The organism is Afipia sp. GW823-FHT06G09, assembly GCF_058794875.1.
The window spans coordinates 50932-75745 of sequence record NZ_JBXAHF010000005.1; the positions used below are offsets into that span (position 1 = coordinate 50932).

Annotated in this window: 21 protein-coding genes; 11 read left to right on the forward strand and 10 right to left on the reverse strand. The window is 62.6% G+C overall.

What is annotated here, in order from left to right:
- Positions 1 to 191: 191 nt before the first annotated feature.
- On the forward strand, positions 192 to 2207 hold the full coding sequence (locus tag AC1Q67_RS21230; protein WP_492237448.1) for a TRAP transporter permease: 2016 nt from the start codon (positions 192 to 194) through the stop codon (positions 2205 to 2207).
- 26 nt (positions 2208 to 2233) lie between these two features.
- Positions 2234 to 3199, forward strand: coding sequence for a TAXI family TRAP transporter solute-binding subunit (locus AC1Q67_RS21235; protein WP_024573823.1), 966 nt, complete (start codon positions 2234 to 2236; stop codon positions 3197 to 3199).
- Between the two features lie 56 nt (positions 3200 to 3255).
- On the opposite strand, the gene AC1Q67_RS21240 is transcribed toward AC1Q67_RS21235, so the two are convergent.
- The 4 genes from AC1Q67_RS21240 to AC1Q67_RS21255 all read right to left on the reverse strand — a co-directional run bounded on the left by AC1Q67_RS21240 (position 3256) and on the right by AC1Q67_RS21255 (position 7641).
- Positions 3256 to 4503 (reverse strand): NAD(P)/FAD-dependent oxidoreductase, encoded by a 1248-nt coding sequence (locus AC1Q67_RS21240; protein WP_492237491.1) that lies wholly within the window; start codon positions 4501 to 4503, stop codon positions 3256 to 3258.
- 93 nt (positions 4504 to 4596) lie between these two features.
- Positions 4597 to 6105, reverse strand: coding sequence for a tripartite tricarboxylate transporter permease (locus AC1Q67_RS21245; protein ID WP_492237447.1), 1509 nt, complete (start codon positions 6103 to 6105; stop codon positions 4597 to 4599).
- Positions 6106 to 6117: 12 nt separating this feature from the next.
- Entirely contained in the window at positions 6118 to 6603 is a 486-nt protein-coding gene (locus AC1Q67_RS21250; RefSeq protein ID WP_492237446.1) for a tripartite tricarboxylate transporter TctB family protein, read from the reverse strand.
- Positions 6604 to 6666: 63 nt separating this feature from the next.
- Complete coding sequence (locus AC1Q67_RS21255; protein ID WP_492237445.1) at positions 6667 to 7641, reverse strand: tripartite tricarboxylate transporter substrate binding protein; 975 nt, start codon at positions 7639 to 7641, stop codon at positions 6667 to 6669.
- 333 nt (positions 7642 to 7974) lie between these two features.
- Between AC1Q67_RS21255 and nikR the strand changes: the two genes are divergently transcribed.
- From nikR to AC1Q67_RS21275, 4 genes are all read left to right on the forward strand, one after another.
- Entirely contained in the window at positions 7975 to 8430 is a 456-nt protein-coding gene (gene nikR, locus AC1Q67_RS21260) for a nickel-responsive transcriptional regulator NikR (RefSeq protein WP_425993593.1), read from the forward strand.
- Between the two features lie 51 nt (positions 8431 to 8481).
- Complete coding sequence (locus AC1Q67_RS21265) at positions 8482 to 9750, forward strand: Zn-dependent hydrolase (protein ID WP_492237444.1); 1269 nt, start codon at positions 8482 to 8484, stop codon at positions 9748 to 9750.
- A gap of 142 nt (positions 9751 to 9892) precedes the next feature.
- Positions 9893 to 11995 carry a S9 family peptidase gene (locus tag AC1Q67_RS21270; RefSeq protein WP_492237443.1) on the forward strand — a complete coding sequence of 701 codons (2103 nt, stop codon included), beginning with the start codon at positions 9893 to 9895 and terminating at the stop codon, positions 11993 to 11995.
- Between the two features lie 153 nt (positions 11996 to 12148).
- A complete protein-coding gene (locus AC1Q67_RS21275) occupies positions 12149 to 13444 on the forward strand; it encodes an MFS transporter (protein ID WP_492237442.1) in 1296 nt (431 codons plus the stop codon).
- On the opposite strand, the gene AC1Q67_RS21280 is transcribed toward AC1Q67_RS21275, so the two are convergent.
- Together AC1Q67_RS21280 and AC1Q67_RS21285 are read right to left on the reverse strand one after the other, a co-directional pair.
- Entirely contained in the window at positions 13441 to 14046 is a 606-nt protein-coding gene (locus AC1Q67_RS21280) for a hypothetical protein (RefSeq protein ID WP_492237441.1), read from the reverse strand. The genes AC1Q67_RS21275 and AC1Q67_RS21280 overlap by 4 nt on opposite strands.
- A gap of 149 nt (positions 14047 to 14195) precedes the next feature.
- Positions 14196 to 15185 (reverse strand): hydroxyacid dehydrogenase, encoded by a 990-nt coding sequence (locus AC1Q67_RS21285; RefSeq protein ID WP_492237440.1) that lies wholly within the window; start codon positions 15183 to 15185, stop codon positions 14196 to 14198.
- A gap of 180 nt (positions 15186 to 15365) precedes the next feature.
- Between AC1Q67_RS21285 and AC1Q67_RS21290 the strand changes: the two genes are divergently transcribed.
- Positions 15366 to 16079, forward strand: a complete 714-nt coding sequence (locus AC1Q67_RS21290; RefSeq protein ID WP_024573809.1) for an RraA family protein — start codon at positions 15366 to 15368, stop codon at positions 16077 to 16079.
- Positions 16080 to 16232: 153 nt separating this feature from the next.
- Here AC1Q67_RS21290 and AC1Q67_RS21295 read toward each other — a convergent pair whose 3' ends face one another.
- The gene (locus AC1Q67_RS21295) at positions 16233 to 16565 is read right to left on the reverse strand and encodes a hypothetical protein (RefSeq protein ID WP_492237439.1); all 333 of its coding nucleotides are present in this window, start codon (positions 16563 to 16565) and stop codon (positions 16233 to 16235) included.
- 81 nt (positions 16566 to 16646) lie between these two features.
- Here AC1Q67_RS21295 and AC1Q67_RS21300 point away from each other — a divergent pair, with 81 nt between their 5' ends.
- The gene (locus AC1Q67_RS21300; RefSeq protein ID WP_492237438.1) at positions 16647 to 18065 is read left to right on the forward strand and encodes a protein adenylyltransferase SelO; all 1419 of its coding nucleotides are present in this window, start codon (positions 16647 to 16649) and stop codon (positions 18063 to 18065) included.
- A gap of 116 nt (positions 18066 to 18181) precedes the next feature.
- On the opposite strand, the gene AC1Q67_RS21305 is transcribed toward AC1Q67_RS21300, so the two are convergent.
- A complete protein-coding gene (locus AC1Q67_RS21305; protein WP_024573806.1) occupies positions 18182 to 19195 on the reverse strand; it encodes an NAD(P)H-dependent flavin oxidoreductase in 1014 nt (337 codons plus the stop codon).
- A 286-nt stretch (positions 19196 to 19481) separates the two neighbouring features.
- Here AC1Q67_RS21305 and hemE point away from each other — a divergent pair, with 286 nt between their 5' ends.
- Complete coding sequence (gene hemE / locus AC1Q67_RS21310; protein WP_492237437.1) at positions 19482 to 20528, forward strand: uroporphyrinogen decarboxylase; 1047 nt, start codon at positions 19482 to 19484, stop codon at positions 20526 to 20528.
- Here hemE and hemC read toward each other — a convergent pair.
- A complete protein-coding gene (gene hemC / locus AC1Q67_RS21315; protein WP_492237490.1) occupies positions 20525 to 21493 on the reverse strand; it encodes a hydroxymethylbilane synthase in 969 nt (322 codons plus the stop codon). The genes hemE and hemC overlap by 4 nt on opposite strands.
- A gap of 152 nt (positions 21494 to 21645) precedes the next feature.
- On the opposite strand from hemC, the gene AC1Q67_RS21320 reads away from it, so the two are divergent.
- Positions 21646 to 23148: an FAD/NAD(P)-binding protein gene (locus AC1Q67_RS21320; RefSeq protein ID WP_492237436.1), complete on the forward strand. Its 1503-nt coding sequence runs from the start codon at positions 21646 to 21648 to the stop codon at positions 23146 to 23148.
- Positions 23149 to 23211: 63 nt separating this feature from the next.
- Positions 23212 to 24027, forward strand: coding sequence for an HpcH/HpaI aldolase/citrate lyase family protein (locus tag AC1Q67_RS21325; protein ID WP_492237435.1), 816 nt, complete (start codon positions 23212 to 23214; stop codon positions 24025 to 24027).
- Here the strand turns inward: AC1Q67_RS21325 and AC1Q67_RS21330 are convergent.
- Complete coding sequence (locus tag AC1Q67_RS21330) at positions 24024 to 24620, reverse strand: TetR/AcrR family transcriptional regulator (RefSeq protein WP_492237434.1); 597 nt, start codon at positions 24618 to 24620, stop codon at positions 24024 to 24026. The genes AC1Q67_RS21325 and AC1Q67_RS21330 overlap by 4 nt on opposite strands.
- Positions 24621 to 24814 lie beyond the last annotated feature (194 nt).

The window sequence follows — 24814 nt, forward strand, 5'->3', positions numbered from 1 at the left end:
TACCGCGAACCGTCCCGCGTTTTGAGTCATCAGCGCCCCACGTCACTCTGTCCGCTGTTGATCTTTCATCCTGCCCAGAACGAAGTCTTGCCTTAATCGGGCAAACCCGCCTCAATGGACACAACGAATGGCCCCCGCCCCGGCGGGAAGGCCGCTAAGGCCCGGAACAATCAGGGCCAGGGGGAGGCAGCATGACGACGGTAAATACACCGCCGGGCAATGACCCGACGGTCATTTCCGACGAGGCTTTGCGCAAGGCTGAGGAATTCATCGAGGCCGATGAAGGCGCGACCAACAGACTAGGCGGGCTGGCCGGTCAGGCTGTCACCTGCATCGCCATCGCGATGAGTCTGTTTCATCTCTACGCAGCCTACGCGATCGTCCCGACGCAGGAACTCCGTTACACCCACGTCGCCTTCACGCTGGTGCTGAGCTTCCTGCTGTTTCCACTGGCCGCGCGCTTTCGCAACCGGGTGCGCTGGTGGGATGTGATCCCTGGCATCCTTGCCGTCGCGACCATCGTCTATGCGCTGTGGGGCGGTGACGATTTCACCGACCGCGCCACCACGCCGGACCGCTGGGACGTTATCGTCGGCGTGATTTTCATCGTCCTCGTGCTTGAAGCAACCCGCCGCACCACCGGCGCGATCATGCCGGTGGTTGCCATCCTGTTCATCGCCTACGCGATGCTCGGCCCGTACTTCCCTGCCCCCTGGACCCATCGTCCTTACGACCTGTCACGGCTTGTCGGACATCTCTTCATCACGCTCGAAGGCATCTTTGGCGTCGCAGTCGACGTGTCGGCGACGCTGATCATCCTGTTCACCATCTTCGGAGCGTTTCTCCAGCAATCGGGCGCCGGAAAATTCTTCATCGATTTCTCGCTGGCGATGATGGGCGGCAAGCCGAACAGCGCCGGGCGCACCGTGGTGCTGTCGTCGTTCCTGCTCGGCGGGCCGTCGGGATCCGGCGTCGCCACCACCGTGATGATTGGCACCGTTGCATATCCGATGATGAAGAAAGCCGGCTTCGAGAAAAACGCCGCCGGCGGCCTGCTCGCCGCGGGCGGCCTTGGCGCCATCCTGTCGCCGCCGGTGCTTGGCGCCGCCGCATTCCTGATCGCCGAGTTTCTCAAGATCAGTTATCTCGACGTGATCTGGATGGCCACCATCCCCACCTGTCTTTATTACCTGTCGCTGCTGATCATGGTCGAACTCGACGCCAAGCGCTTCGGCGCGCGCGACGTCAACTTCACACCGGAAATGTCGCTCGGCGCGATGACTAGGCGCTATGGCTTCCACTTCATCTCGCTCGTCGCCGTCGTCGTCTTCATGGTGATCGGCTATTCGCCGGCTCTGTCGGTGTTCTATGCGATCATCACCACGTTCCTGCTCAGCTTTCTGCGCAAGGACACCGCTCTGATGCCGCCAAAGCTGAAACGCGCGCTGGCCGACGGCTCGATCGGCGCACTGAACGCCGCGACCACCTGCGCATGTGCGGGCATCGTGGTCGGCATCGTGACGCTCACCGGTCTCGGCCTGAAGTTCTCGTCCATCGTGATCGCCTACGCCGGCGGCAGCCTGCTGCTGACAGCGATCTACACGTCGCTGATCGTCTGGATCATCGGCCTCGCCGTCCCCGTCACCGCGTCCTACATCATCTGCGCAGTGATCGCGGCCCCTGCCCTGATCAAGCTCGGCGTGCCGGACTACGCCGCGCACATGTTCATCTTCTATTACGCCGTGCTGTCGGAAGTCTCGCCGCCGACCGCGCTCTCACCGTTCGCGGCAGCCGCCATCACCGGCGGCGATCCCTACAAGACCACGCTGCAATCCTGGAAGTACACGCTGCCGGCATTCCTGGTGCCGTTCGTGTTCGTGCTCGATCCGCAGGGCGTCGGCCTGCTGCTCAACATCCCGAAGGGCGGCTCATGGGTCGATATCTTTGAAATCACCCTCAAGACCACGCTCGGCCTGATGGCGCTGGCGGCGGCGGCACAGGGCTGGGTCCTTCACCACACCACGCTGATCGAACGTGGGTTGCTGGTGCTGTCCGGGCTTCTGCTGGTCTTTCCGAGCCTGATCGAGGCCGTCATCGAAGCGGCGATTGGTCGCGATATTTCTTATACTTATGTACCCGGCGTCCTGATCGGATTGGGGGTATTGTTATGGCAGGCAAAAGGGCCGGCGGTTCAACGACCGGCCTGAAAACTCAAATGGGAGGATGATCGAGAATGAAGAAAACGACGAAAATGGCCGCGGTGCTGGCCCTCGCGCTGTCCGCCGGACTGATAACGGCCCACGCGCAACAAAAGACAATGGCGATCGGAACGGGCGGCACCGGTGGCGTATACTATCCGCTCGGCGGCGCTATCGCGAACGTTCTGTCGAAGAACCTGCCGAACGTGCAGGCCACCGCCGAGGTCACCGGTGGATCGGTCGACAACCTGAAACTGATCGGCACCGGAAAGAACGAACTCGGCTTTACCATGGCCGACGCTGCGCTCGACGCCTACAAGGGCGAAGACAAATTCAAGAGCGGAAAGATTCCGCTGCAAGCGCTGCTCGTGGTGTATCCGAACCGCATGCATGTCGTGACGGTCGAGAGCACCGGCATCAAGACCATGGCCGATCTCAAGGGCAAGCGCGTCTCCACCGGTTCGCCCGGCGGCGCCACCGAGGTGATGGCCTTCCGCGTGATCGAGGCCGCCGGTCTCGACAAGGACAAGGACATGAAGCGCGAACGCCTCGGCGTCGCCGAATCCGTCAACGCCATCAAGGACGGCAAGATCGACGCATTCTTCTGGGTCGGCGGCATCCCGACCGCATCGGTTACCGACCTCGCCGCCACACCCGGCGTCAAGCTCAGGCTGATCGACCACGCCGATGTCGTCGACAAGATGAACGCCAAGTACGGCAAGCTCTACAGCGCGGGCGTCATCAAGGCCGGATCGTATCCGGGTTACGACGTCGACAACAAGATGGCCGAGGTCTGGAACATCATCGTCACCGGCGACAAGATGAGCAATGACGAGGCCTATAACATCGTCAAGACGCTGGTGGAGAAGAAGGCGGATATCGTCGCCGTCCACAAAGAAGCCGAGAGTTTCTCGCTCGACAACCAGGTGCAGGATCGCTCACCGGTGCCGTTCCATCCCGGCGCGTTGAAGTACTTCAAGGAAAAGGGCAAGGGCGGCTAGGCCCACCCTGAACTGCTTCGATGGACCCCGGCCTCGTGCCGGGGTTTTTCGTTGCGCTAGGCTGCGATTTTCGGCGCATCGCGGTCGATAGCGAAATCATCGAACCATGGCTGGTGATTGCCGGCAATCGACGCCGCGATCATGCGCGAGGCAAGATAGCTGTAGGTGATGCCGTTGCCGCCGTAGCCGTAGGCCGCGTGAATACGCGGATGACCGGGCACGCGCCCGATCAGCGGCAGACCGTCGGTCGTCGTTCCGAACGCGCCGGACCACACAAACTCTGCGACAGGCTCGGCATGCGACCACAGCCCATTGAGTCTGTGCAGGAGAGCATCAGCCTTAGCAGGCATCAGACGGTCGCGCGCCTCGGGTTCGATCGCCTGATCGTCGTCCTCGCCGCCGATGATGATCCGGTTGTCGTTTGTTGTGCGTGCATAGCTGTAGTTCTCCGATGCCTCCCAGATCAGCGCGCCGTCGCGCCACAAGCCGTCGGCCGGCTGCGGCGGCGTCGCAATGGCCCAGCTCGATGAAATCTTGTGAAGGCTGGAGCTGATGAAATCCGGCATCACATAACCGGTCGCGAGAACGACCTGTTTCGCTTCGATCACATGACCGTTGTCGAGTCCGACGACGACCGCCTGCCCGCTGTTGTCGTAATTTTCCGCGCTTGCGTCGAATATCCTGACGCCTTCCGTTGCGGCTGCGGCCAGCAGCGCCTGACACAACAACAAGGGATCAGCATCCGCGGAGCCGATCGAATGGATCGCCGCCTCCCTGTAGAGACCGAATTCCTCCAACAGCGTCAGGTGATCGAGATAGTCGCCGGGTAGCCCGGCCCGCATCCGAAGTTCATGCTCGGCCTTGAGTTCGCGCGCACCGATCTTGCCCGCTGCCAGATAGAGCGAGCGCTTGTGGCGCATGCCGCATGCCAGCCTGTGCGCATTTACCAGTTCGGCCAATCCGCTGACCGCGCGGAAGCTGCGGCGATAGATGTTGGCCGCGCGCTCAAATCCGTACATCGCCGTGAGATCGCTCAGCGAGCGGTCGATCTCCCATAACAGCATCGCGGTGCTCGCGATGGTGCTGCCGAGACCGGGACGCTGCCGGTCGATGACGCAAACCTCGTGCCCCTCGGCCGCGAGATGCTCAGCTGCCAGCGAGCCTGTAACACCCGCGCCGACCACCAGAACCTCGCAGCGGAAATCCCGATCGACCGAGGGCCGGCCGGGCTGCATGAGTCTCTGGCCCCAGGGCGACGTACCGCCCCGCAAATCGCTCTGCCGAACTTTCTCAGGATCGAACATCATTCGCTTCAATCATGGCTGGAAACCGCCCCCGGTACCGCAACCATGATGACGCCAGAACGTGGCAAAAGTTCCGTTCGCTGATGTCTCCGTTCAGGCTCCCTCGTCCAGCGCGACCAGTTCGCGCTTCTTTCTGAGCGCCGGCAGCAGCGGCCCGATCAGCAGGATCGCCGCGATCACAAGACAGATCGCCGAGATCGGGCGCTGCACAAAAGTCATCAGGTCGCCCTGCGACAGGATCAGCGACTTGCGCAGATTGTTTTCCATCAGCGGTCCCAGCACGAAGGCAAGCACCAACGGCGCGGGCTCGTATCCGAACTTGCGCATCAGGTAGCCGATCACGCCGAACCCGACCATGACGTAGACATCGAAGACGTTATTGCTGCTGCAATAGACGCCGACGATGGTGAACAGCAGGATCAGTGGGAACAGCACGTTGTAAGGCAGCTTCAGCAACTGCACCCACATGCCGATCAGCGGCAGGTTCAGGATCAGCAGCATGATGTTGCCGATATACATGCTGGCGATGATGCCCCAGAACAGGCCGGGGTTCTGCGTGATCATCAGCGGTCCCGGCTGAAGGCCGTGGATGACAAATGCGCCCAACAAGAGCGCCATCACCACATTCGGCGGAATGCCGAGCGTCATCAGCGGAATGAACGCGCCGCCGGCGGCGGCGTTGTTGGCCGCTTCCGGTCCTGCCACACCTTCGATGGCGCCCTTGCCGAAACGCTCCGGCGTCTTGGACAGCCGCTTCTCCAGCGCATAGGACGCAAAGGATGCGACGACCGCGCCGCCGCCCGGCAAAATGCCGAGAAAGAATCCGAGCAGCGTGCCGCGGCCGACAGGGCCGGCGCTCGCCTTCCAGTCGTCCTTGTTGGGCAGAAGCTGTGTGATCCTGGCTTCGATCACATCGCGCTTGATCACCTGCTCAATATTGATGAGGACTTCGGCGACACCGAATAAACCCATGACCACCGGCACGAGACCAATGCCGTCGATCAGCTCGAGGCGGCCGAACGTCAGCCGCGGCTGCGCCGTGATGCTGTCGAGGCCGATCAACCCGAGTACGACCCCGATGCACGCCATCAGCAGCGCCTTCGCCATCGAGCCCTGGGTCAGGAAGGTCAGTACCACGAGGCCGAGCACCATCAGGCTGAAGTATTCAGCCGGTCCGAACGCAACCGCGACGCTTGCGAGCGACGGCGCAATCAGCATCAGCGCGATCAGCGCGAAGGTGCCTGCGATGAACGAACCGAGCGCGGAGATGCCGAGCGCCGGGCCGGCTCGCCCCTGCTTCGCCATCTGGTGACCGTCGAGACATGTCACCACCGATGCCGCCTCGCCCGGAATGTTGACAAGGATCGACGTGGTCGAGCCGCCATACATCGAGCCGTAATAGATGCCCGCCATCATGATAATGCCCGACTCCGGCGTGCCGGACAGCGTCACCGGCAGCAGCAGCGACATCGCCGAGATCGGGCCGATGCCCGGCAGGACGCCGACCAGTGTGCCGATGAATACGCCGATGAAACAGTACAGCAGGTTGACCGGCTGAAGCGCGACGCCGAGACCATGCGAGACGTTGACGAGAACATCCATGAGCCTGCCCGATCAGCCGATGTTGAACATGCCCGCAGGCAACTGGATGAGCAGCGCGTGTTTCAACACCCACCACACGCAGAGCGGCGCCAGCACCGCGAGCGGGATCGCCAGCGTCCAGCGTACCGGATCGATCACCCGCAGCAGCAAGAGCAGCAGCGGGATCGTTGCCAGCAGAAAGCCGAGCGGCTGAAGCAGGAAGGAAAACGCAGCGAGGCACACAATGACGACCAGCGGCTTGGTCCATCGCGTTCCGGCCCACAGCGATGCGACGCTCGGACCGCCTTCCGTGATCGCCGCGACAACGATCGTGCCGGCGAACAGGCACATCAGGATGCCCGTGTAGAACAGCACAAAACCCGAACCCGGATCGTTGATGCTTCCGATCTTGAGCTTCTGCCCCGCCCATATCACGAACACGCCAAGCGCGAGGCCAACGAGCCCGCTCCACAGTTCGGAATTGCCCAGCAGGCTTTTCGAACTCTTCTCAACCGCCATCGCGCCCCTCCCCTCAGGTCAGGGCTCGCGACGCGCGAGCCCTTCACGCACTGTGCGCAGGCGTCAGTTGGTTTTCTTCGCCAGCCCCAGCGTATCGATCACCTTGCGTTCGGACTCGGTGACCTCGGCGACGAATTTCTTGTAGTCCTCGGTGTTCTTGTAGTTCGCCACCATGTCGAACTTCGCCAGCGTCGCGATCACTGCCGGGTCATCGATCGCCTTCTTGAAGGCGTCGTGAAGTTTGGCAACGATCTTGGGGTCCATGCCTTTCGGGCCGGCGATGCCAAACGGCGAGTCATACACCATCGAATAGCCGAGTTCGTTGAGGGTCGGCACGTCGGGGAAGTTCGGCGAGCGCTTCGAGGTCCAGACCATCAGCAGGCGCAGCTTGCCGGCATCGACCAGCGGACGCCAGCCGGTCGAATCCGCTTGAAGCATGGTGTGGTTTCCAAGCACGGCAGCGTTAGTTTCCGCACCGCCCTTGAACGGCACCTGTGTCAGCTTGATGCCGGCTTTGCCCGCGATCTGCTCCATGCCGATGTGCAGCGAGGTTCCCGCGCCCGGCGTTGCGTAGGTCACCTTGCCGGGATTGGCCTTGGCGAAATCGACCACATCCTTCCAGGTCTTGAACTGCGACTCTGCGTTGGTGGTCACGCCGAAAGTGTAGCCGGTCAGATGAACGATGTAGGTGAAGTCCTTGTCCGCGTTCCACGACACGTCCTGCATCAGCGGCAGACGAAACACCGTGATCGGTATCTGCGAAATCGTGTAGCCGTCGGGCTTCGCCGTCGCCGCCATGGTTGCCGGCCCGACGGTGCCGCCGCCGCCCGCCTTGTTGTCCACGACGATCGGCTGGCCGAGAACCTTCGACGCGCTTTCAGCAATCGCGCGCATCGAGATATCGGTCGAACCGCCTGCGGGCCACGGCACGATCAGCGTGATCGGTTTGGTCGGATAATCCTGAGCCCCTGCGACACTGGACAACGCAGCCAGCGCGGCCGCAGCGAAAACGGTTTTGAATCCGGCTCGATAAGCCATTGAACGTCCCTCCCCTTGGCGGCTCATGACGATGTCCGAGCCCGTGTTGTTTTGTTTATGCGGCGATGATCCCCGAAATCGGCGCGAAAGAAAAGCAAGGAGACGCGTGCGGGACGCAGTTATTGCGACGCATCCGGCAGATGCGTCATTAGGTCCCAAAATATCCTGTCTCACGGCAGCCTTGCGTTCGCCCTGCGAAACGGCAAGTTGTGAATGAACAAGCCCTGCCCATCGGGAAATCTGCCGGTTTTGAGCGCATCATCAGCCCAACAGTCCGGATGGATCGGTTATGCTCAGGGAACCATCAGCCGCGGCCGGAACGGAGCCCTCTCAATGCAGCGCGTGACCATCACCCTCGACGACGATCTCATGGCCGAACTGGATCGCATGATCGAGGAGCACGGCTACCAGAACCGCTCGGAGGCGATCCGGGATTTCGCCCGCGCCGGCATGCAGCAGGCGGCGCAGGATGCCGGAAAAAGCGGTGGCGATTGCGTCGCCGCGCTGGTTTATGTCTACGACCACGCGGCGCGCGATCTTTCCAGCCGCCTTGTCAACAATTTTCACGACCACCACGACCTGTCGCTGGCGACGCTCCATGTGCATCTCGACAACGACAACTGCATGGAGATCACCGCGCTGAAGGGCCGGACGGCGGACGTGCAGCATCTGGCGGACCACGTCATCGCGGAGCGCGGCGTGCGCTACGGCCGCGTGGTGATGATCCCGACCGAAGCCGGGGCCAAGCCTTCGGGCGCGCGCAAAAAGCACGTCCATCGGCACACCTGACCCTCCTTTTCCGGAGATGTTTCCGGCGCCAACCTGCGGTATCGATCCATCATGACAAAAGCCAGATCCAATCTTCAGATCGATTCCGCGCGCCTCTGGGGCGACATTCACGAAACCGCGAAATTCGGCGCAACGCCGAAGGGCGGCGTCAAGCGGCTGACGCTCGGGCCCGAGGACAAGCAGGTGCGCGACTGGTTCCGCACCGCCTGCGAAGCCGCGGGCTGCGAGGTGAGCGTCGATGCGCTGGGCACCATGTTCGCGATCCGGCCCGGCCGCGACATGTCGAAGCCGCCGATCGGCATCGGCTCCCATCTCGACACCCAGCCGACCGGTGGCAAGTACGACGGTATTCTCGGCACCCTCGCCGCGCTCGAAGTCGTCCGCGCCATGAACGACGCTGGCATCGAAACCGAGTATCCCGTCTGCGTGTGCAACTGGACCAACGAAGAAGGCTCGCGCTACGCGCCGGCGATGATGGCGTCCGCGGCTTACGCCGGCGACTACACCACCGACGACATCCTGGGCCGCAAGGACGCCGATGGCATTACCGTTGCGCAAGCGCTCGACACCATCGGCTATCGCGGTACGGACGCAGTCGGACAGCAGAAGTTCAGCGCGTTCGTCGAACTGCACATCGAACAGGGCCCGTTGCTCGAGGCCGAGAACAAGACCATCGGCGTGGTCGATCGCGGCCAGGGCATCATGTGGTATGACGGCACGATCGCGGGTTTCGCCAGCCACGCAGGGACCACCCCGATGCCGCTGCGCAAGGATGCGCTGGCAGCGTTCTCCGAAGTCGTGCTTGCGGTGGAAAGGATCGCGCGCGATCACGGGCCGAATGCGGTCGGCACCGTCGGCGAAATCAGGATCGACAATCCCTCGCGCAATGTCATTCCCGGCGACCTCACCTTCACCGTGGATATTCGGAGTTCAGAGTCGGCCACGCTGGACAAGTTGCACGACGCGCTGCAACGCGCGGTCGCAGAAATCATCGCACGCCGCAACGTCAAGATCACGATCGAGCAGATCTGGCGCAAGGAGCCGACGGTGTTCGACACAAAACTGGTCGATGCTGTCGAAACCGCGACCAAAGAAATGGGCTACAGCCACCGCCGCATCACGTCCGGCGCGGGACATGACGCCTGCAACCTCGCAGCCGTGGTTCCGGCAGCGATGATCTTCGTGCCCTGCAAGGACGGTGTCAGCCACAACGAACTGGAGGATGCGACGCAGGCCGACTGCACCGCAGGCGCAAACGTGCTGCTGCATACGGTTCTCTCGCTCGCTGGCGTTGCGACGGAGCCGAAGGTCGGCGGCTAGCCCCCGCGAAAGCGGGAGATATGCCCTAGCCTGACAGTAAGGTACGTCATACATCCCACGTAATGTCTCGCGACAGGGAGTATGGGTCCCCGCTTTCGCGGTGACGACCCGGAATTTTCCGTCGATTGAAAGCCCGCACCGCATGACTTCAAAAGTTGCCACTCCTCCCGTCGCGCCGCGCCGCCCCCACAGCCTCACGCATCACGGCGTCACCGTGACCGACGACTATGCGTGGCTGAAGGACGACAACTGGCAGGAAGTCCTGCGCGATCCGTCGGTGCTCAAGCCGGACATCCGCGCCTATCTCGAAGCCGAAAACGCTTATGCCGATACGGTGCTGGGCCACACCGAGCCGTTGCAGAAGAAGCTGGTCGCGGAAATGCGCGGCCGCATCAAGGAAGACGATTCCAGCGTCCCCTCGCCGGACGGACCGTTCGCCTATTTCCAGAAGTATAATGAGGGCGGCCAGCACGAGCAGATCGGACGAACAGCGCGCGACGGCAGCGGCGAGGCCCGTTTCATCATCGACGGCGATAAACTGGCGAAGCAGACCGAGTACTTCCGGTTCGGCGGCGCGCGTCACTCACCCGATCACAGGCTGGAGGCGTGGAGCGCGGACGTTCGCGGCTCGGAATATTTCACCATTCGCGTGCGCGACTGGGAGAGCGGCAAGGATTCTGCCGATATTCTCGAGGAGACCGATGGCGGCATCGTCTGGGCGGCAGATTCGAAATCATTCTTTTACGTGAAGCTGGACGACAACCACCGTCCGATGCAGGTCTATCGCCACATTCTCGGCACCGCGCAGTCGGATGACGCGCTGGTCTACGAGGAACAGGACTCCGGCTGGTTCACGCATATTCATGAAAGCGCCAGCGGACGCTTTTGCGTGATCGCGGGTGGCGATCATGAAACGTCCGAACAGCGCCTGATCGATCTGAGCGCACCCGAGGCCCCGCCGCGCCTGATCGCGAAGCGCGAAGAAGGCGTGCAGTATTCGATTGCCGACCGCGGCGATCAGCTTTTCATCCTGACCAATGCGGACGAGGCCATCGACTTCAAGATTGTCACCGCGCCGCTGGCATCGCCCGCGCGCAAGAACTGGCGCGACCTGATCCCGCATCGGCCCGGCACCTACATCATCGACATCGAACTTTATTCCGGCCATCTGGTGCGGATGGAGCGAACCAATGCGCTGCCCTCCATCGTCATCCGGGATCTTGCGACCTTGCAGGAACATGCCATCGCCTTCGACGAGGCGGCCTATTCGCTCGGCACCATCGGCGGCTACGAGTTCGACACCACGCAGATCCGGTTTTCCTATTCGTCGATGACCACGCCGTCGGAAGTGTTCGACTACGATATGGCCAGCCGCGCGCGCACCCTGCGCAAGCGCCAGGAAATTCCCTCCGGCCACAACCCTGCCGACTACGTCACCACCCGCATCATGGCGACCTCCCATGACGGCGCGCAGGTTCCGGTATCCATCGTCCATCGCAAGGATCTCAAGCGCGACGGCAGCGCGCCGCTGCTGCTGTACGGCTACGGCTCCTACGGCAGTTCGATGCCGGCATCGTTCTCCGCCAACCGGCTGTCGCTGGTCGATCGCGGCTTCGTCTATGCCATCGCGCATATCCGCGGCGGCTCGGACAAGGGCTGGGGTTGGTATCTCGACGGCAAGCGGGAAAAGAAGACCAACACCTTCGACGATTTCGCTGCCGCAGCCCGCGCGCTGATCGACGCGAAATACACCTCGGCGAAAAAGATCGTCGGCCACGGCGGCAGCGCCGGCGGCATGCTGATGGGCGCGGTCGCGAACCGCTCGGGCGAGTTGTTCGCGGGCATTGTCGCCGAGGTGCCGTTCGTCGATGTGCTGAACACCATGCTCGACGACACCCTGCCGTTGACGCCGCCGGAATGGCCGGAGTGGGGCAACCCGATCGAAAGTGCGGCCGATTTCAAGACCATCCTGTCGTACTCGCCGTATGACAACGTCGCGGCGAAAGAGTACCCCGCGATTCTGGCGATGGGCGGCCTCGCCGACCCGCGCGTCACTTACTGGGAGCCGGCGAAATGGATCGCACGGCTCCGCCCCGTGATGACGGGCGGCGGGCCAGTGCTGTTGCGCACCAACATGGGCGCAGGTCACGGCGGCGCGTCCGGCCGCTTCAACCGGCTGGACGAGATCGCGATTGTTTACGCGTTTGCGTTGTGGGCGGTGGAGCTGGCTGACGGCGAAGGCTGAAAAGCTTTCTCCACTTACCTCAAAGGTAATTTAAGCACTGCCGTCAGCCATGCATGATGCACCTGCGGATTGCGTTGCAGCGCGTCATGACGCGCTGCCGTTCTCCGCCCATACTTCAATGCCACTCACTCGCCTGTTGCCCGGAAGTCCCGCATGCGCCGCCTGCCCTTCTATTACGGCTGGATCATTGTCGCCGTAACCTTCATCACCATGGGCATCGGCGTGAATGCCCGCACCTCGTTCTCGCTGTTCTTCTCGCCGATCGTCGATGAGTTCGGCTGGGATCGCGGCGTCACCGCAGGTGCATTCTCCGTCGGCTTTCTGGTCTCGGCGCTGCTCAGCCCGCTGATGGGCAAGCTGATGGACCGCTCCGGCCCGCGCACGGTGATGGAGCTCGGCATTCTGTTGATGGGCGCTGGCCTCCTGCTCGCGCCGCTGACGACACAGCCTTGGCATCTTTACGTCACCATCGGCTGTCTTGTCGGCGCAGGCAGCATTTGTCTGGGCTATTCAGGCCAGTCGCTGTTCCTGCCGAACTGGTTCGTCAGACGCCGCGGGCTCGCGGTCGGCCTCGCCTTCGCCGGCGTCGGCATCGGCTCTATTATCATTCTGCCGTGGGTGCAGTTTCTGATCGACAGAAGCGGCTGGCGTGCCGCGAGCTGGGCGATGGGCATTCTCGTGCTCGTTGCGCTGATTCCGCTCAACCTGCTGCTGCGCAAGCGTCCGGAAGACATCGGACTGCTGCCGGATGGAGATGCAGCGCCGACCGCCACGACCGTCGTACCGCCCTCGAATATCGTCGATCCGGCATGGGCAGCGACCGACTGGACGCTCGGTCTCGCCGTTCGTACCGCGCGGTTCTGGTGGATCTCGCTCGGTTACTTCTGCGGCCTCTATGTCTGGTACGCCGTGCAGGTGCATCAGACCAAGTATCTCGTCGAAATCGGATTCACGTCGAGCTCGGCGGCATGGGCGCTGGGCATGGTCAGCCTGATCGGCATTCCGGGACAGATCGCGCTCGGCTATCTCTCCGACCGCATCGGCCGCGAATGGATCTGGACGATTTCCTCACTGGGATTCGCGATCTGTTTCGCGGCGCTGATTGCGTTGCAATTCACACCGACACTGCTGCTGGTTTACATCATGGTCGTTGTGCAGGGTTTCCTCGGCTACGGCTTCACCTCGATCATGGGCGCGGTAGTGGCCGAAATCTTCCAGGGCAAACACTTTGGCACGATCTTCGGCACCATCGGTTTCACCGCACTGGCCGGCGGCGCCGCAGGCCCATGGGTGACCGGAATCCTGCACGACATCTACGGAGACTACACGCTGGCCTTCATCATCGGCATAGCGGTCAGCGCACTGTCCGCCGCCTCGATCTGGCTTGCTTCGCCCGGCAAGGTCCGCGCCGTTGCGGGCCGCATGGACCGGATTGCGAAACCGGCCTAAAGCCCGATCTGCACCGGATAGCCTTCGCGCAATGCATTGACGATCGACGGTGGCGTTACGAGCCTTGCATCGGCGAGACTTGTCGATGCGCGGCTGTAACCCGCGAACGACCAGTGCCACGCTTCACCGTTTGCGATCAGATAACTCTCGCCGCCTCTGGTCACCATTACTCCATTCGGCAACTGGAGCGCTGCGGTGTACAGCGGGTGCAGCCGCTTCTCGCGGCCATCGAGCCGCTCGCCATGAAGCACGGCGTCCATGTCGGTCGCATATGGCTTTGCGCGGCCATTGCCCTTGGCCCACGCGTCGCGAAACGCCGTCGCATCATCCCGGCGGCAATAGAAGCAAGGCCTATGCCCCGCGGCGAACGAGGTCGCCTCATCGAGGAAGAACAGCTCGGTCCAGCTTCTCCCGTCCATCACCTTGCGCCGGCGTCCGCGAAATTCGCAGACGCAGGTGATCCATGCCTTTGACGACCAGCGCCGGTTCAGTAGCGTCTTCGTCGCCGGATCGTGAATGATGCCGCGATTGCCGGTGAAGCGGCCGCGATGCGCGGTCGCAACGATCTCGCCGAACGGCGACACGCGGTTTTGCAGCGGCATAGGCTCATCCCTTTCCGTCATTGCGAGCGAAGCGAAGCAATCCACCGTAAGAAGAATGGATTGCTTCGTCGCTAGCGCAACTCGCAATGACGAACCACGGAATATCAAGCCACCCGGAAACCGATGAACCGCTGGAAGCGATCAATTCCCTAGCTCAGCACATCCTGATTGATGACATTCTCGCGGATCGGTTTGCCGTCGAGCGCGCTGAGAATGTTCTTCGCGGTTTGCAGGCCCATGCGATCGAGCGCCTCGCGGGTCACGCCCGCCAGATGCGGCGCGGTGATGACGTTGTCGAGCTTGAACAGCGGATGATCCGGTCGCGGCGGCTCCTGCGCGAACACGTCAATGCCTGCGCCTGCGATCTTGCCCGAGGTGAGCGCCGCATGAAGCGCGTCCTCATCCACGATGCCGCCGCGCGCAGTGTTGATGAGATAGGCCGTCGGCTTCATCCACTGCAACTGCGCCGCGCCGAACATATTGACGGTTTCCGGCGATTTCGGACAGTGGATCGAGACAAAATCGGCGCGCGGCAGCGCCGTGTCGAGATCGGTCACATATTCCGCGCCAGCCGCCTCGACTTCGGCCGCGGACTTGAACGGGTCGTAGACCAGGACGTTCATCTCCATCGCCACCAGCCGTTTGACCGTCCGCGTCCCGATGCGGCCGAAGCCGACCACCAGCGCGGTCTTGCCGAGCAGGTCATACGGGATCGCGCCGAGGCGCTTGGTCCAGTTGCCGCTCTTGACGATGTGGTCGAGTTCGGTGGAACGCTTCGCCAGCCACAGCATCATGAACAGCGCGCATTCGGCGACCGACGGTGAGTTTGCGATGCCGGTGGTCATCAGGGGAATTTTCTTGCCGCTCAGGGCTTTCACGTCCACCGCGTCGTAGCCGACGCCGATCCGCGCCACCACCATCATCTCCCCGGAAGACGCGATCTCGTTGGCGCCGAAACCGGTGCCGCCGAGCGCCACGCCATTCACCGGCGCATGCTGCCGCAGCATTTCGTTGAAATCCGGCGCGGAAATCGTGTTGGGAAACTCGATGGCCTCGATGTCGCTGCGCTCTCGGAACAGGGCCCAGCCGCCCGGCGACATGGTCTCCACGATCAGCAGTTTCTTCTTGTTGGTCGCCATTTCATCCCCTGATGTTTGTTGGTTTTCGTTCGGCGCGAGCGTCCATCATCGCCTCGTTTGACCTCTTCCCGCAAGCCGGGAAGAAGCCGAAGCTCGCTCTTGCCGCCGCGACGCTGCAAAGGCACACTCCCCGCGCCGCGCTCCAGCCGGCCTCAAACATCAACAACAGGAGATCAACCCGTGACCCAGTCCGCGCCCCACCCCGCATCCCTGCTCGAAACACTGGCGCGCTGGGACACACCAACCATCTGCAACGCGCTGGAAGTGGTCGCGCCGGAACGCCGCCTGATCGGGTACACGACAAAGCCACTGGTCTGCCCGTTCCCGGACCTGCCGCCGATGGTCGGCTATGCCCGCACCGCAACAATCCGCGCCACCTCGCCATCGAGCCTGTCGGCGGCGGATCAGCGCGCCCAGCGCGTCGCCTATTACGAATATTGCGGGACGGGTCATGGCCCGCGCATCAGCATCATTCAGGATCTCGACGGCGCGAACATCGGCTTCGGCGCCTTCTGGGGCGAGGTCAACAGCTCGGTCCACAAGGCGCTCGGCTGCCTCGGCGTCGTCACCGACGGATCGATCCGCGATATACCGGCGTGGGCGCCGGGATTCCAGGCGCTGGCCGGCAGCATCGGCCCGTCGCATGCGTTCGTTCATCTCGCGGGCTTCGGTGAAACAGTGTCCGTCGCTGGCATGACGGTGAGTTCGGACGATCTCATTCATGCAGACCGTCATGGTGCGGTCGTGATTCCGGCCAATGTCGCAGCGAAACTCCCCGATGCCGCGCGGCTGTGTGAACGCCGCGAGGAGCCGATCCTCGGCATCGCCCGCGATCCCGGTTTCACCGTGGAGAAGCTCAAGGAAGCGCTGGCCAAAGCCGCGGAGATTCACTAACGCGAGACGATGGCGCAAGCCTTCTCGCAACACGCAATCAACGGAAGGTTTGTGCCATGAAAGTCGCGCTCGGCGTCATCGTCGGACTGGTGATCGGATTCCTCGCTATGACCTGGTTCAAGACCGGTCATCTTCCGTTCTAGCCGTTCGTCCTCAGACCGCTTCGTAGGCGAACAACACTGCGATAACGGTGATGCCGAGCAGGCCGACCAGAAACAGAACGTCTGCGATGCGCTCATAACGCTCGCTTGCGCGGCTCTGACCCGCATAGCGGATGGACAGATAGGACGCCGCCGCGCTGACGAGAAACAGAATCGCGGCGAGCGCGGCATACTCGTCGACATGGCTCGGTCCGCTTCTGCTTTCCACCACCTTGACGAGGCCGACCAGCGTCACGCAAACGCCGATCATCGTCGCGGAAGTAGGCAGAATGTGACGGGAGAGCTCCTTGCTGGCGCGCGGCTCTTTCTGCTGCCGGTCGGTCATGTTCGACTTTCTTTTTGAACCCGAACGCTGCGTGGTCCGTTATGCTCCACTCACCCGCCGCATAAATTACCCGAGTCCTGAATGCCTGTCTCACCTCAATACCGCGCCTCGACCAGCCACGCCGCGCTTGGTCCCGAGTTCTACGATGTGGTCGCGGCGGCCGCCTTCCCCAATCACATCCTGCGTTATCGCAATCAACGCGCCGCGAAGAGTGTCGGGCTCGATACGCTCAGCGACGAGGAATGGATCGCGCATTTCGGTCGGTTTCAGCCCTTGGCCGAAAACTTCAAGGAGCCGCTGGCGCTGCGCTACCATGGCCATCAGTTTCGCACCTATAATCCGGAGCTTGGCGACGGACGCGGCTTCCTGTTCGCGCAACTGTACGACGACAAGGGCCGCCTGCTCGATCTCGCCACCAAGGGCAGCGGCAAGACGCCGTGGTCGCGCACTGCCGACGGACGGCTAACCCTCAAGGGCGGCGTGCGCGAGGTGCTGGCGACCGCGATGCTGGAAGCGCTCGGCGTCGATACCTCGAAAACCTTCAGCCTGATCGAGACCGGCGAGGCGCTGGTGCGCGGCGACGAGCCATCGCCGACGCGATCCTCCGTGATGGTGCGGCTGAGCCACTCGCATATCCGGATCGGCTCGTTCCAGCGCCAGGCGTTTCTCCGCAGCACAGAAAATATCCAGAAACTACTCGACTACACGATCAGGACGTACATGCCCGCGGTGTGGCGCGACGATGTAGCGGCGCGCGCCATCTCATTTCTCGAAGAGGTCTGCCACCGCGTCGCGCGGGTCGGCGCGCAATGGATGGCCGCCGGATTTGTCCACGGCGTGCTCAACACCGACAACATCAATGTCACCGGCGAGAGCTTCGATTACGGCCCGTGGCGGTTTGTTCCCGTGCTGGAGCCGGGCTTCACCGCCGCGTATTTCGACGAGACCGGGCTCTACGCCTATGGCCGACAACCTGATGCACTGTTCTGGAACGTCACGCGGCTGGCGGAATGTCTGCTCGGCCTTGCGGATCAGCCCAGCCTCGAAAAGCCTCTGGGCGTTTTCGAGCCCGCCATTCGCAAGGAGTTCACCGATGCGATGCTAAGACGGCTCGGCGTCCAGCCGCGCGATGCCGTGAGCGACAATGAACTGGTGCGCGCACTCTGGATATTCCTGTCGGAGACGAAAGCACCATTCGAGCAGACCTTCTTCGACTGGTTTGGCGGCCTTGCGAGCGCCGAGCGCGCGGCGAATAGCCCGTCGAAGGATCACTATGTAAATACGGCGTTCGCTGCCGTCCGCAACGCATTGAAAGACTTCGTTCCGCGCGAAGGCGTTGACCTAAGCCACCCGTACTTCAGCAAGACGGCCGCATGTTCGATGCTGATCGAAGAAGTCGAAGCGATCTGGAAGCCGATCGCTGACAATGACGACTGGTCGGTGTTTCACACCAAGCTTCAGGCCATCGACGAGATGCGCGAGGCGTATGGGCTGATTTGACTGTCATTCCGGACAGCCCGCGCAGCGGGCTGATCCGGAATCCAGTTAACTTCATCAAGGCCGATTTTGGATTCCGGGCTCGCCCGAAAGCGGGTGCCCCGGAATGACTCCTGAAATCAGGCCACCTTCTTGCGCGGCGTGGCGGCAACGTAATTGCCATCGAGGAATCCGGCGAGGCGCTTGCGGATGAGGTATTCGGCATCCGCCATGATGCGATCGATCAGTTCCTTGACCGTCGGGATGTCGTGGATCAGGCCGACCATCATGCCGCAGCTCCATGCACCGGCGTCCATGTTGCCGTCGATCATGACCTTCGGATAAACGCCCGCGACTTCCTCGAGAATATCCTCGATCTTGATGCTCTTGCCCTTTTCCTGCTCGATCTGGATCAGCTTTTCGACGCCCTTGTTGGTGAGAACGCGCTCGGTGTTGCGCAGGTTGCGCATCACGAGCCGGGTGTCGAATTCGGTCGCCTTGAGCAGCGCCTGCTTCACGTTGTCATGCACCGGCGCTTCCTTGGTGGCGATGAAGCGGGTGCCCATGTTCATGCCCTGCGCGCCCATCGCGAGCGCAGCAACCAGGCTGCGCGCATCGGCCATGCCGCCAGAGGCGACGAACGGAATTGTCAGCTCTTCTTCCGCGCGCGGCAGCAGGATCATGTTCGGCATGTCGTCTTCGCCCGGATGACCGCCACATTCGAAACCATCGACGCTGACAGCGTCGCAGCCGATGGCCTCAGCCTTAAGGGAGTGACGAACCGAAGTGCACTTGTGAATCACCTTGATGCCGGCGGCCTTCAGCGCGGGCATGTACTGCTCGGGGCTGCGACCGGCGGTCTCAACCGCCTTGATACCGGCTTCCTTGATGGCCGCGATATATTCGGGATACGGAGGGGCCGAAAACGTCGGCAGGAAGGTCAGGTTCACGCCGAACGGCTTGTCGGTCATGTCTTTGCACTTGGCGATTTCCTTGGCCAGAAGCTCCGGCGTCTTCTGGGTCAGGCCGGTGATGATGCCGAGACCGCCTGCGTTCGACACGGCCGACGCAAGCTCCGCGAAGCCGACATAGTGCATGCCGCCCTGGATGATCGGGTGCTGAATGCCGAACAGTTCCGTAATTGCCGTTTTCATGTGTTCCCTCTCCTGGTGTCTTCAATCGAAGTTCGTTGCGGCGCTTCCGCAAGCGGGCTGATCGGTTTACACCGTTAGCGCAACTGCTCGCGGCCCGACAATGGTTTGGCCGGGCAAGGCTGCCATGCCATCCGTTCCGAAATGGAACGTATCAGGATGAACCATAGCGTCAACCTGCGATCCGGTTCTGACATTCGTATCATTTCAGCGGCCACTGGTGGCCAAACCCCGAAGCAGCGTGTATCAGGGCGGCGATAACTCCATTATCCCGCAACGGAATTTCCGCTTGAGCCAGCCGCAGCCCACTAAGCCTTTTCTCGAAGTTCTCGCCGGAAGCCGTCAGAGCGTGCCGCCGGTATGGATGATGCGGCAGGCTGGCCGTTATCTGCCCGAATACCGGGAATTGCGTGCCAAGGCCGGCAGCTTTCTCGACCTCTGCTTCAATCCGGAGTGGGCCGCCGAGGTGACGCTGCAGCCAATCCGACGGTTCGGCTTCGATGCGGCGATCATCTTTTCCGATATTCTGGTGATCCCGCACGCCCTCGGACGGTCCGTACGCTTCGAGGCGGGCGAAGGACCTCGCCTCGACCCGCTCGACACACCGGAAAAGATCAACACGCTGGCGACGGCTGCTGACTTCACCAAACTCGAGCCCGTCTTTGAGGCGCTGCGCCGGGTTCGCGCCGAACTCGATCCAAAAATCGCGCTGATCGGTTTCTGCGGCGCGCCGTGGACGGTCGCGACTTACATGGTCGCCGGGCAAGGCACGCCGGATCAGGCACCCGCGCGGATGCTCGCCTACCGCGAGCCCGATGCCTTTGCGAAAATCATCGACGTACTGGTGGAAAATTCAATTCAGTATCTGCTGGGACAGCTCAAGGCGGGCGCCGATGCGCTGCAGATCTTCGACACATGGGCAGGCGTGCTGCCGCCACACGAGTTCCAGCGCTGGTCGGTCGAGCCGACGCGGCGCATTGTCGAAGGCGTGCGCGCAAAAGCACCGCGCGCGAAGATCATCGGATTCCCGCGCGGCGCGGGCGCACAGTTGCCGCTGTATGTCGGACGCACGGGCGTCGACGGCGTCAGCATCGACTGGGCGGCGGACCCGTCACTGATCCGCGAGCGCGTGCAGAACCATGTCGCCGTCCAGGGCAACCTCGATCCGCTGGCCTTGATCGCCGGCGGCGCAGCATTGGATCGCGCCGTCGATGATGCGCTGGCGAACTACGCTGGGGGCCGATACATCTTCAATCTCGGCCACGGCATCCAGCCGGAAACGCCCATCGCTCATGTGGAGCAGATGCTGAAGCGCGTGCGAGGGTATCAGGGCTAAGCCGGCCGCGACCGTTCGATGATCGCTGCTGCGCCTTTCGCCAGCAGATCGAACGCCACCGCGCGGCCAAGCTCGCGCGGCTTGTCGGCGGGTCCGGTGCGCGTCGCCTCCAACAACTGATCGCCTTCAAGATCGAGCACCGACGCGGTCAGCGACATCTCGCGGCCATCGATCGTAGAGAATCCGGCGATCGGTGAATTGCAATGGCCGTTCAGCACCCAGAGCACTTCGCGCTCGGCGTCGGCGCACAGATGCGCGGCGGGATCATCGATCAGCGCGAGATACTGCCGCGACCGCCAATCATTCGCGGCACATTCCACCGCGACAATGCCCTGCCCCGCAGCCGGAAGCATCTCCAGCGCTGTGAACTCATGGGCAATGCGACCGGAAAGCCCGACACGCTCCAGTCCGGACCGCGCCATGATCAGCGCATCGGCCGGGCCGACCTCGCCGCCGCCGGCGAGCTTTTGCATTTCGCCGTTGTCGAGCTTTCGCACCCGCGTATCGGCCGCGCCACGGAAATGAATCACTTCGATCTCGGGAAACAGCCGCCGCGCGTATGCGGCACGCCGCACGGCATTGGTGCCGATCTTGAAGCCCTTGCCTTTGGTACGCTTCAGATCGTCGAACGTGACGCCCGCGCGCAGCACCAGCGCATCGGTCGGCGGATCGCGCGACAGCGTCGCGCCGATCACAAGGCCCGGCGTATCCTCGTTGCCCGGCATGTCCTTGAGCGAATGCATCGCCGCGTGCAGCTTTCCGGCGATCACGGCCTCGCGAATTTCGGCGACGAATGCGCCGCCCTTGCCTCCGTGCGGCAGCAGCAAACCGGTCTGATCCTGATCGCCGCGCGTCTCGAACTTGACGATCTCGACGTTCAGATCCCGCGCAGCAGCGGTAAGCTGGCGTGCGATTTCCTCGGTCTGCGCAAGCGCCATGGTACTTTTGCGCGTTCCGATACGCATGGAAATTGCTGCCACGTCTGCTCCATCTGGGGGCGAATTATTCGAGCACGATCCGGAAAAACGGAAACCGTTTCCGCTCCGATCATGGTCATATACAGGATGGCGCACAATACGGCGAGCGGTCCCCCGAATGCAACGCATGGGCATCGAAAATGACGGGCAGCGATGCTTTCAGGCTCTGGACGCCGGACGCATCATTCGGTCTTGATGCGGGTATGATCCAGCGCGCCCCGTCATCCACCGGCGAGAAGCCGCGTGTCGTCATTATCGGCGGCGGGTTTTCCGGCGCTGTGCTGGCGTGGCATCTGCACCGCACCGCGCCCCACCGCCACGACATCATTATCATCGAGCCGCGCGATGAGATCGGCCGCGGCCTCGCCTACGACAGCAGCGATCCGGCGCACCGGATCAATGTGCCGGCGCTGAAAATGAACCTCGACTTCGACGAGGAAGGCCATTTCGAGCAATGGCTGATTGCATCGGGATATCCCGCGCGCGACCCCAAGTCAGTAATCGCCGATGTGCACCTGTTCCCGACACGCGCGGCCTTTGGCGATTATGTCAACGCCCATGTCCGCGAACTCGGCGAAGCGGTCGCGCACCACAAGACAAAAGCCCGCGCCGTCGTTCAACTTGAGAGTGGCTACCGCGTACCGTGCGAGAACGGCGAGGACATTCACGCCGATGCCGTGGTGCTGGCCGTGTGCCACACGCCGCCGCAAGTACCGTCATCAATCGCGTCGCTGCGCCATCATCCGCGATTTGTCACCAACCCGTGGCAGACGGACGCGCTGCGCAGCATCGCGCCGAACGATCGCGTGCTGATTGTCGGCACCGGACTAACCATGGCCGATATCGTCGCCTCACTCGACCGTCAGGGTCATCGCGGCAAGATCACCGCGATCTCGCGGCGCGGTCTGCGCTCGCAAACCCATGCCGCGCAATTCGGCGATCCCGTTGGCGATTTTGTCAGCAATCCCTCACGCACCACACTTTCGCTGCTGCGCTGTATCAGGCGCGCCATCGCGGAAGCCGCGCGCGAAGGACAATCGTGGCATCCGGTGCTCGATCAGTTGCGGCTGCAGGGCTTTGATATCTGGCGCGCACTATCGCTGCACGAACGCGCCAGGCTGATCCGGCACTTGCGTCCGTTCTGGGACACCTATCGGTTCCGCATCGCTCCTCAGGTCGACGATGTGATCGTGGGCCGGATCACTGACGGCACACTTGCGATCCGCGCGGCGTCGGTCCGCGCTGGCACATCGCAAGACGACACGGAGCTGTCTGTCGAACTGCGCGCGCGGCGCAGCCGGACATGGGAACCGGTATCGTTCGACGCCATCGTGATCGCAACCGGCCCCGCCCATGACACGGTGTTCGAGAGCAATCCGCTGCTCGGACAGATCGGCAGCGACGGCCTCGCCCGCCCTGATCCCCTCGGCCTCGGCATCGATGTCGCTCTGCAAGGCCGCGCTATCGGCCGGAATGGACAAAGCGCCGAAAACCTGTACGTCGCAGGCCCGCTGGCGCGCGGCACATTCGGCGAACTCATGGGCGCGCCGGATCTCGCACGACATGCCCGCAACATCGCCGAAACCATCGCGCACGCGGATATCCGCGCGACGCGGTTGCCTCCGTATCCCATCCAAGCTTAAAACGGGGCTATCATGTGCAGGTGCGCTCCGCTCCGCGCCGCGCATCAGCCTGCCGGAGATGCAATGACATCCGCCCTCGCGCGCATCGGTTTTCTTGCGCCCCTGTTCGTTCCAGCCACCCGTCCCGACCGCTATTTCAAGGCGGCGGCGTCCGGCGCGGACGGCGTCATCATAGATCTTGAGGATGCCGTAGCGGCAAACGAGAAGGACGCCGCGCGCGCGACCCTGGCTGGTGCATCCCTGCCGCCCAATTCCATCGTCCGCGTCAACGCATTCGGAACGCGCTGGCACGAGGCGGACGTGGTGGCGATGAAGGGACTCGGCATTGCCGGGATCATGCTGCCGAAAGCGGAAACCGCCGGACACCTCGAAAGCGTGCGCGCGGTGCTCGGCGACCTGCCGGTTATATCGCTGATCGAATCGGCGCATGGTGTCGCGGGCGTCCGCGAGGTCGCCGCGCATTCCGACCGGCTCGCATTCGGCTATATCGATTTCAGCGCCGATGTCGGTTGCAGCATGGAGCGCGATGCGCTGCTGATGGCCCGCGCAGAGATCGTACTCGCATCAAGGCTGGCTGAACTGCTGCCACCGCTCGAAGGCGTGACGCCGTCGTTCGACGATCCCGCGCTGGTGGAAGATGACGCGCGCTATGCCGCGTCGATGGGTTTCGGCGGCAAGCTCTGCATTCATCCCAAGCAGATCGCGCCGACGCTGGCTGGATTCCGGCCGCCGCAAAAAGACATCGACTGGGCGACAAGGATCGCGAACTCCGGAGATGGCGCGGTCTCCGTCGACGGGATGATGGTCGATGCACCGGTTCGCCTGCGGGCACAGCGGATTCTCGCCGCGGCAAAGGCCTGCGACTCTGCGAGAGGCTAGGCCGCGACCGGAGGCCAGGTCATCAGAACCATCTCGACGATCTTCTTGAGTTCGTCGCGCTTGGCTCCCCCGACGGCCTGCACCGCAAGCCCCTGCGAAATCGTCGCGATGTAGCGCGCCAGCGCCGCGGGGTCCGCCGCGTCGGGGAGATCGCCTTCGGATTTCGCGCGCTCGAATCGCGCGCGCAGATCGCTCTCGAACTGGCTGCGGCGCACCCGCAGTTCCTGCTTGATTGATTCAGCCGCATCGCCGCCCGTCAATGCGCCGTTGATTGAGAGACAGCCTGCAGGGCATTCCGGATCGGTCACCGCGTCCACTTCGCTGTAGAGGAGGTTCTCGACAACGGCGCGTGCGGTCGGCAACAGCAACGCCCGCTTGGTGTAACCGGCCGGACCGTCGACATAGGAATCGAACGCTTTGCGGAAAAGTTCTTCCTTATTGCCGAACGCGGCATAGAGCGACGGTTTGGTAATACCCATCGCTTCGGTCAGGTCCGCCATCGACGCGCCCTCGTATCCCTTCGCCCAAAACACGTGCAACGCGTTTTCCAGAGCCTGGTCGAGATCGAATTCACGGGGACGCCCCATGGCCACAGTAAGAACCTTTCTGAATTTGTACCTTTCGTTAGATATGTCCCTTGACGGCGAAAGTCCAAGTCCCATTTATACCGAACGTTACAGTTGCAGTGCAGCAATAAAACACTGCGACTTCGGGGCAAATCGGAACTTTATTCTCTCGTCAGACGACGATCCCCCGCAACGTGTTGAAATAGCAGCGATTTGCGCTC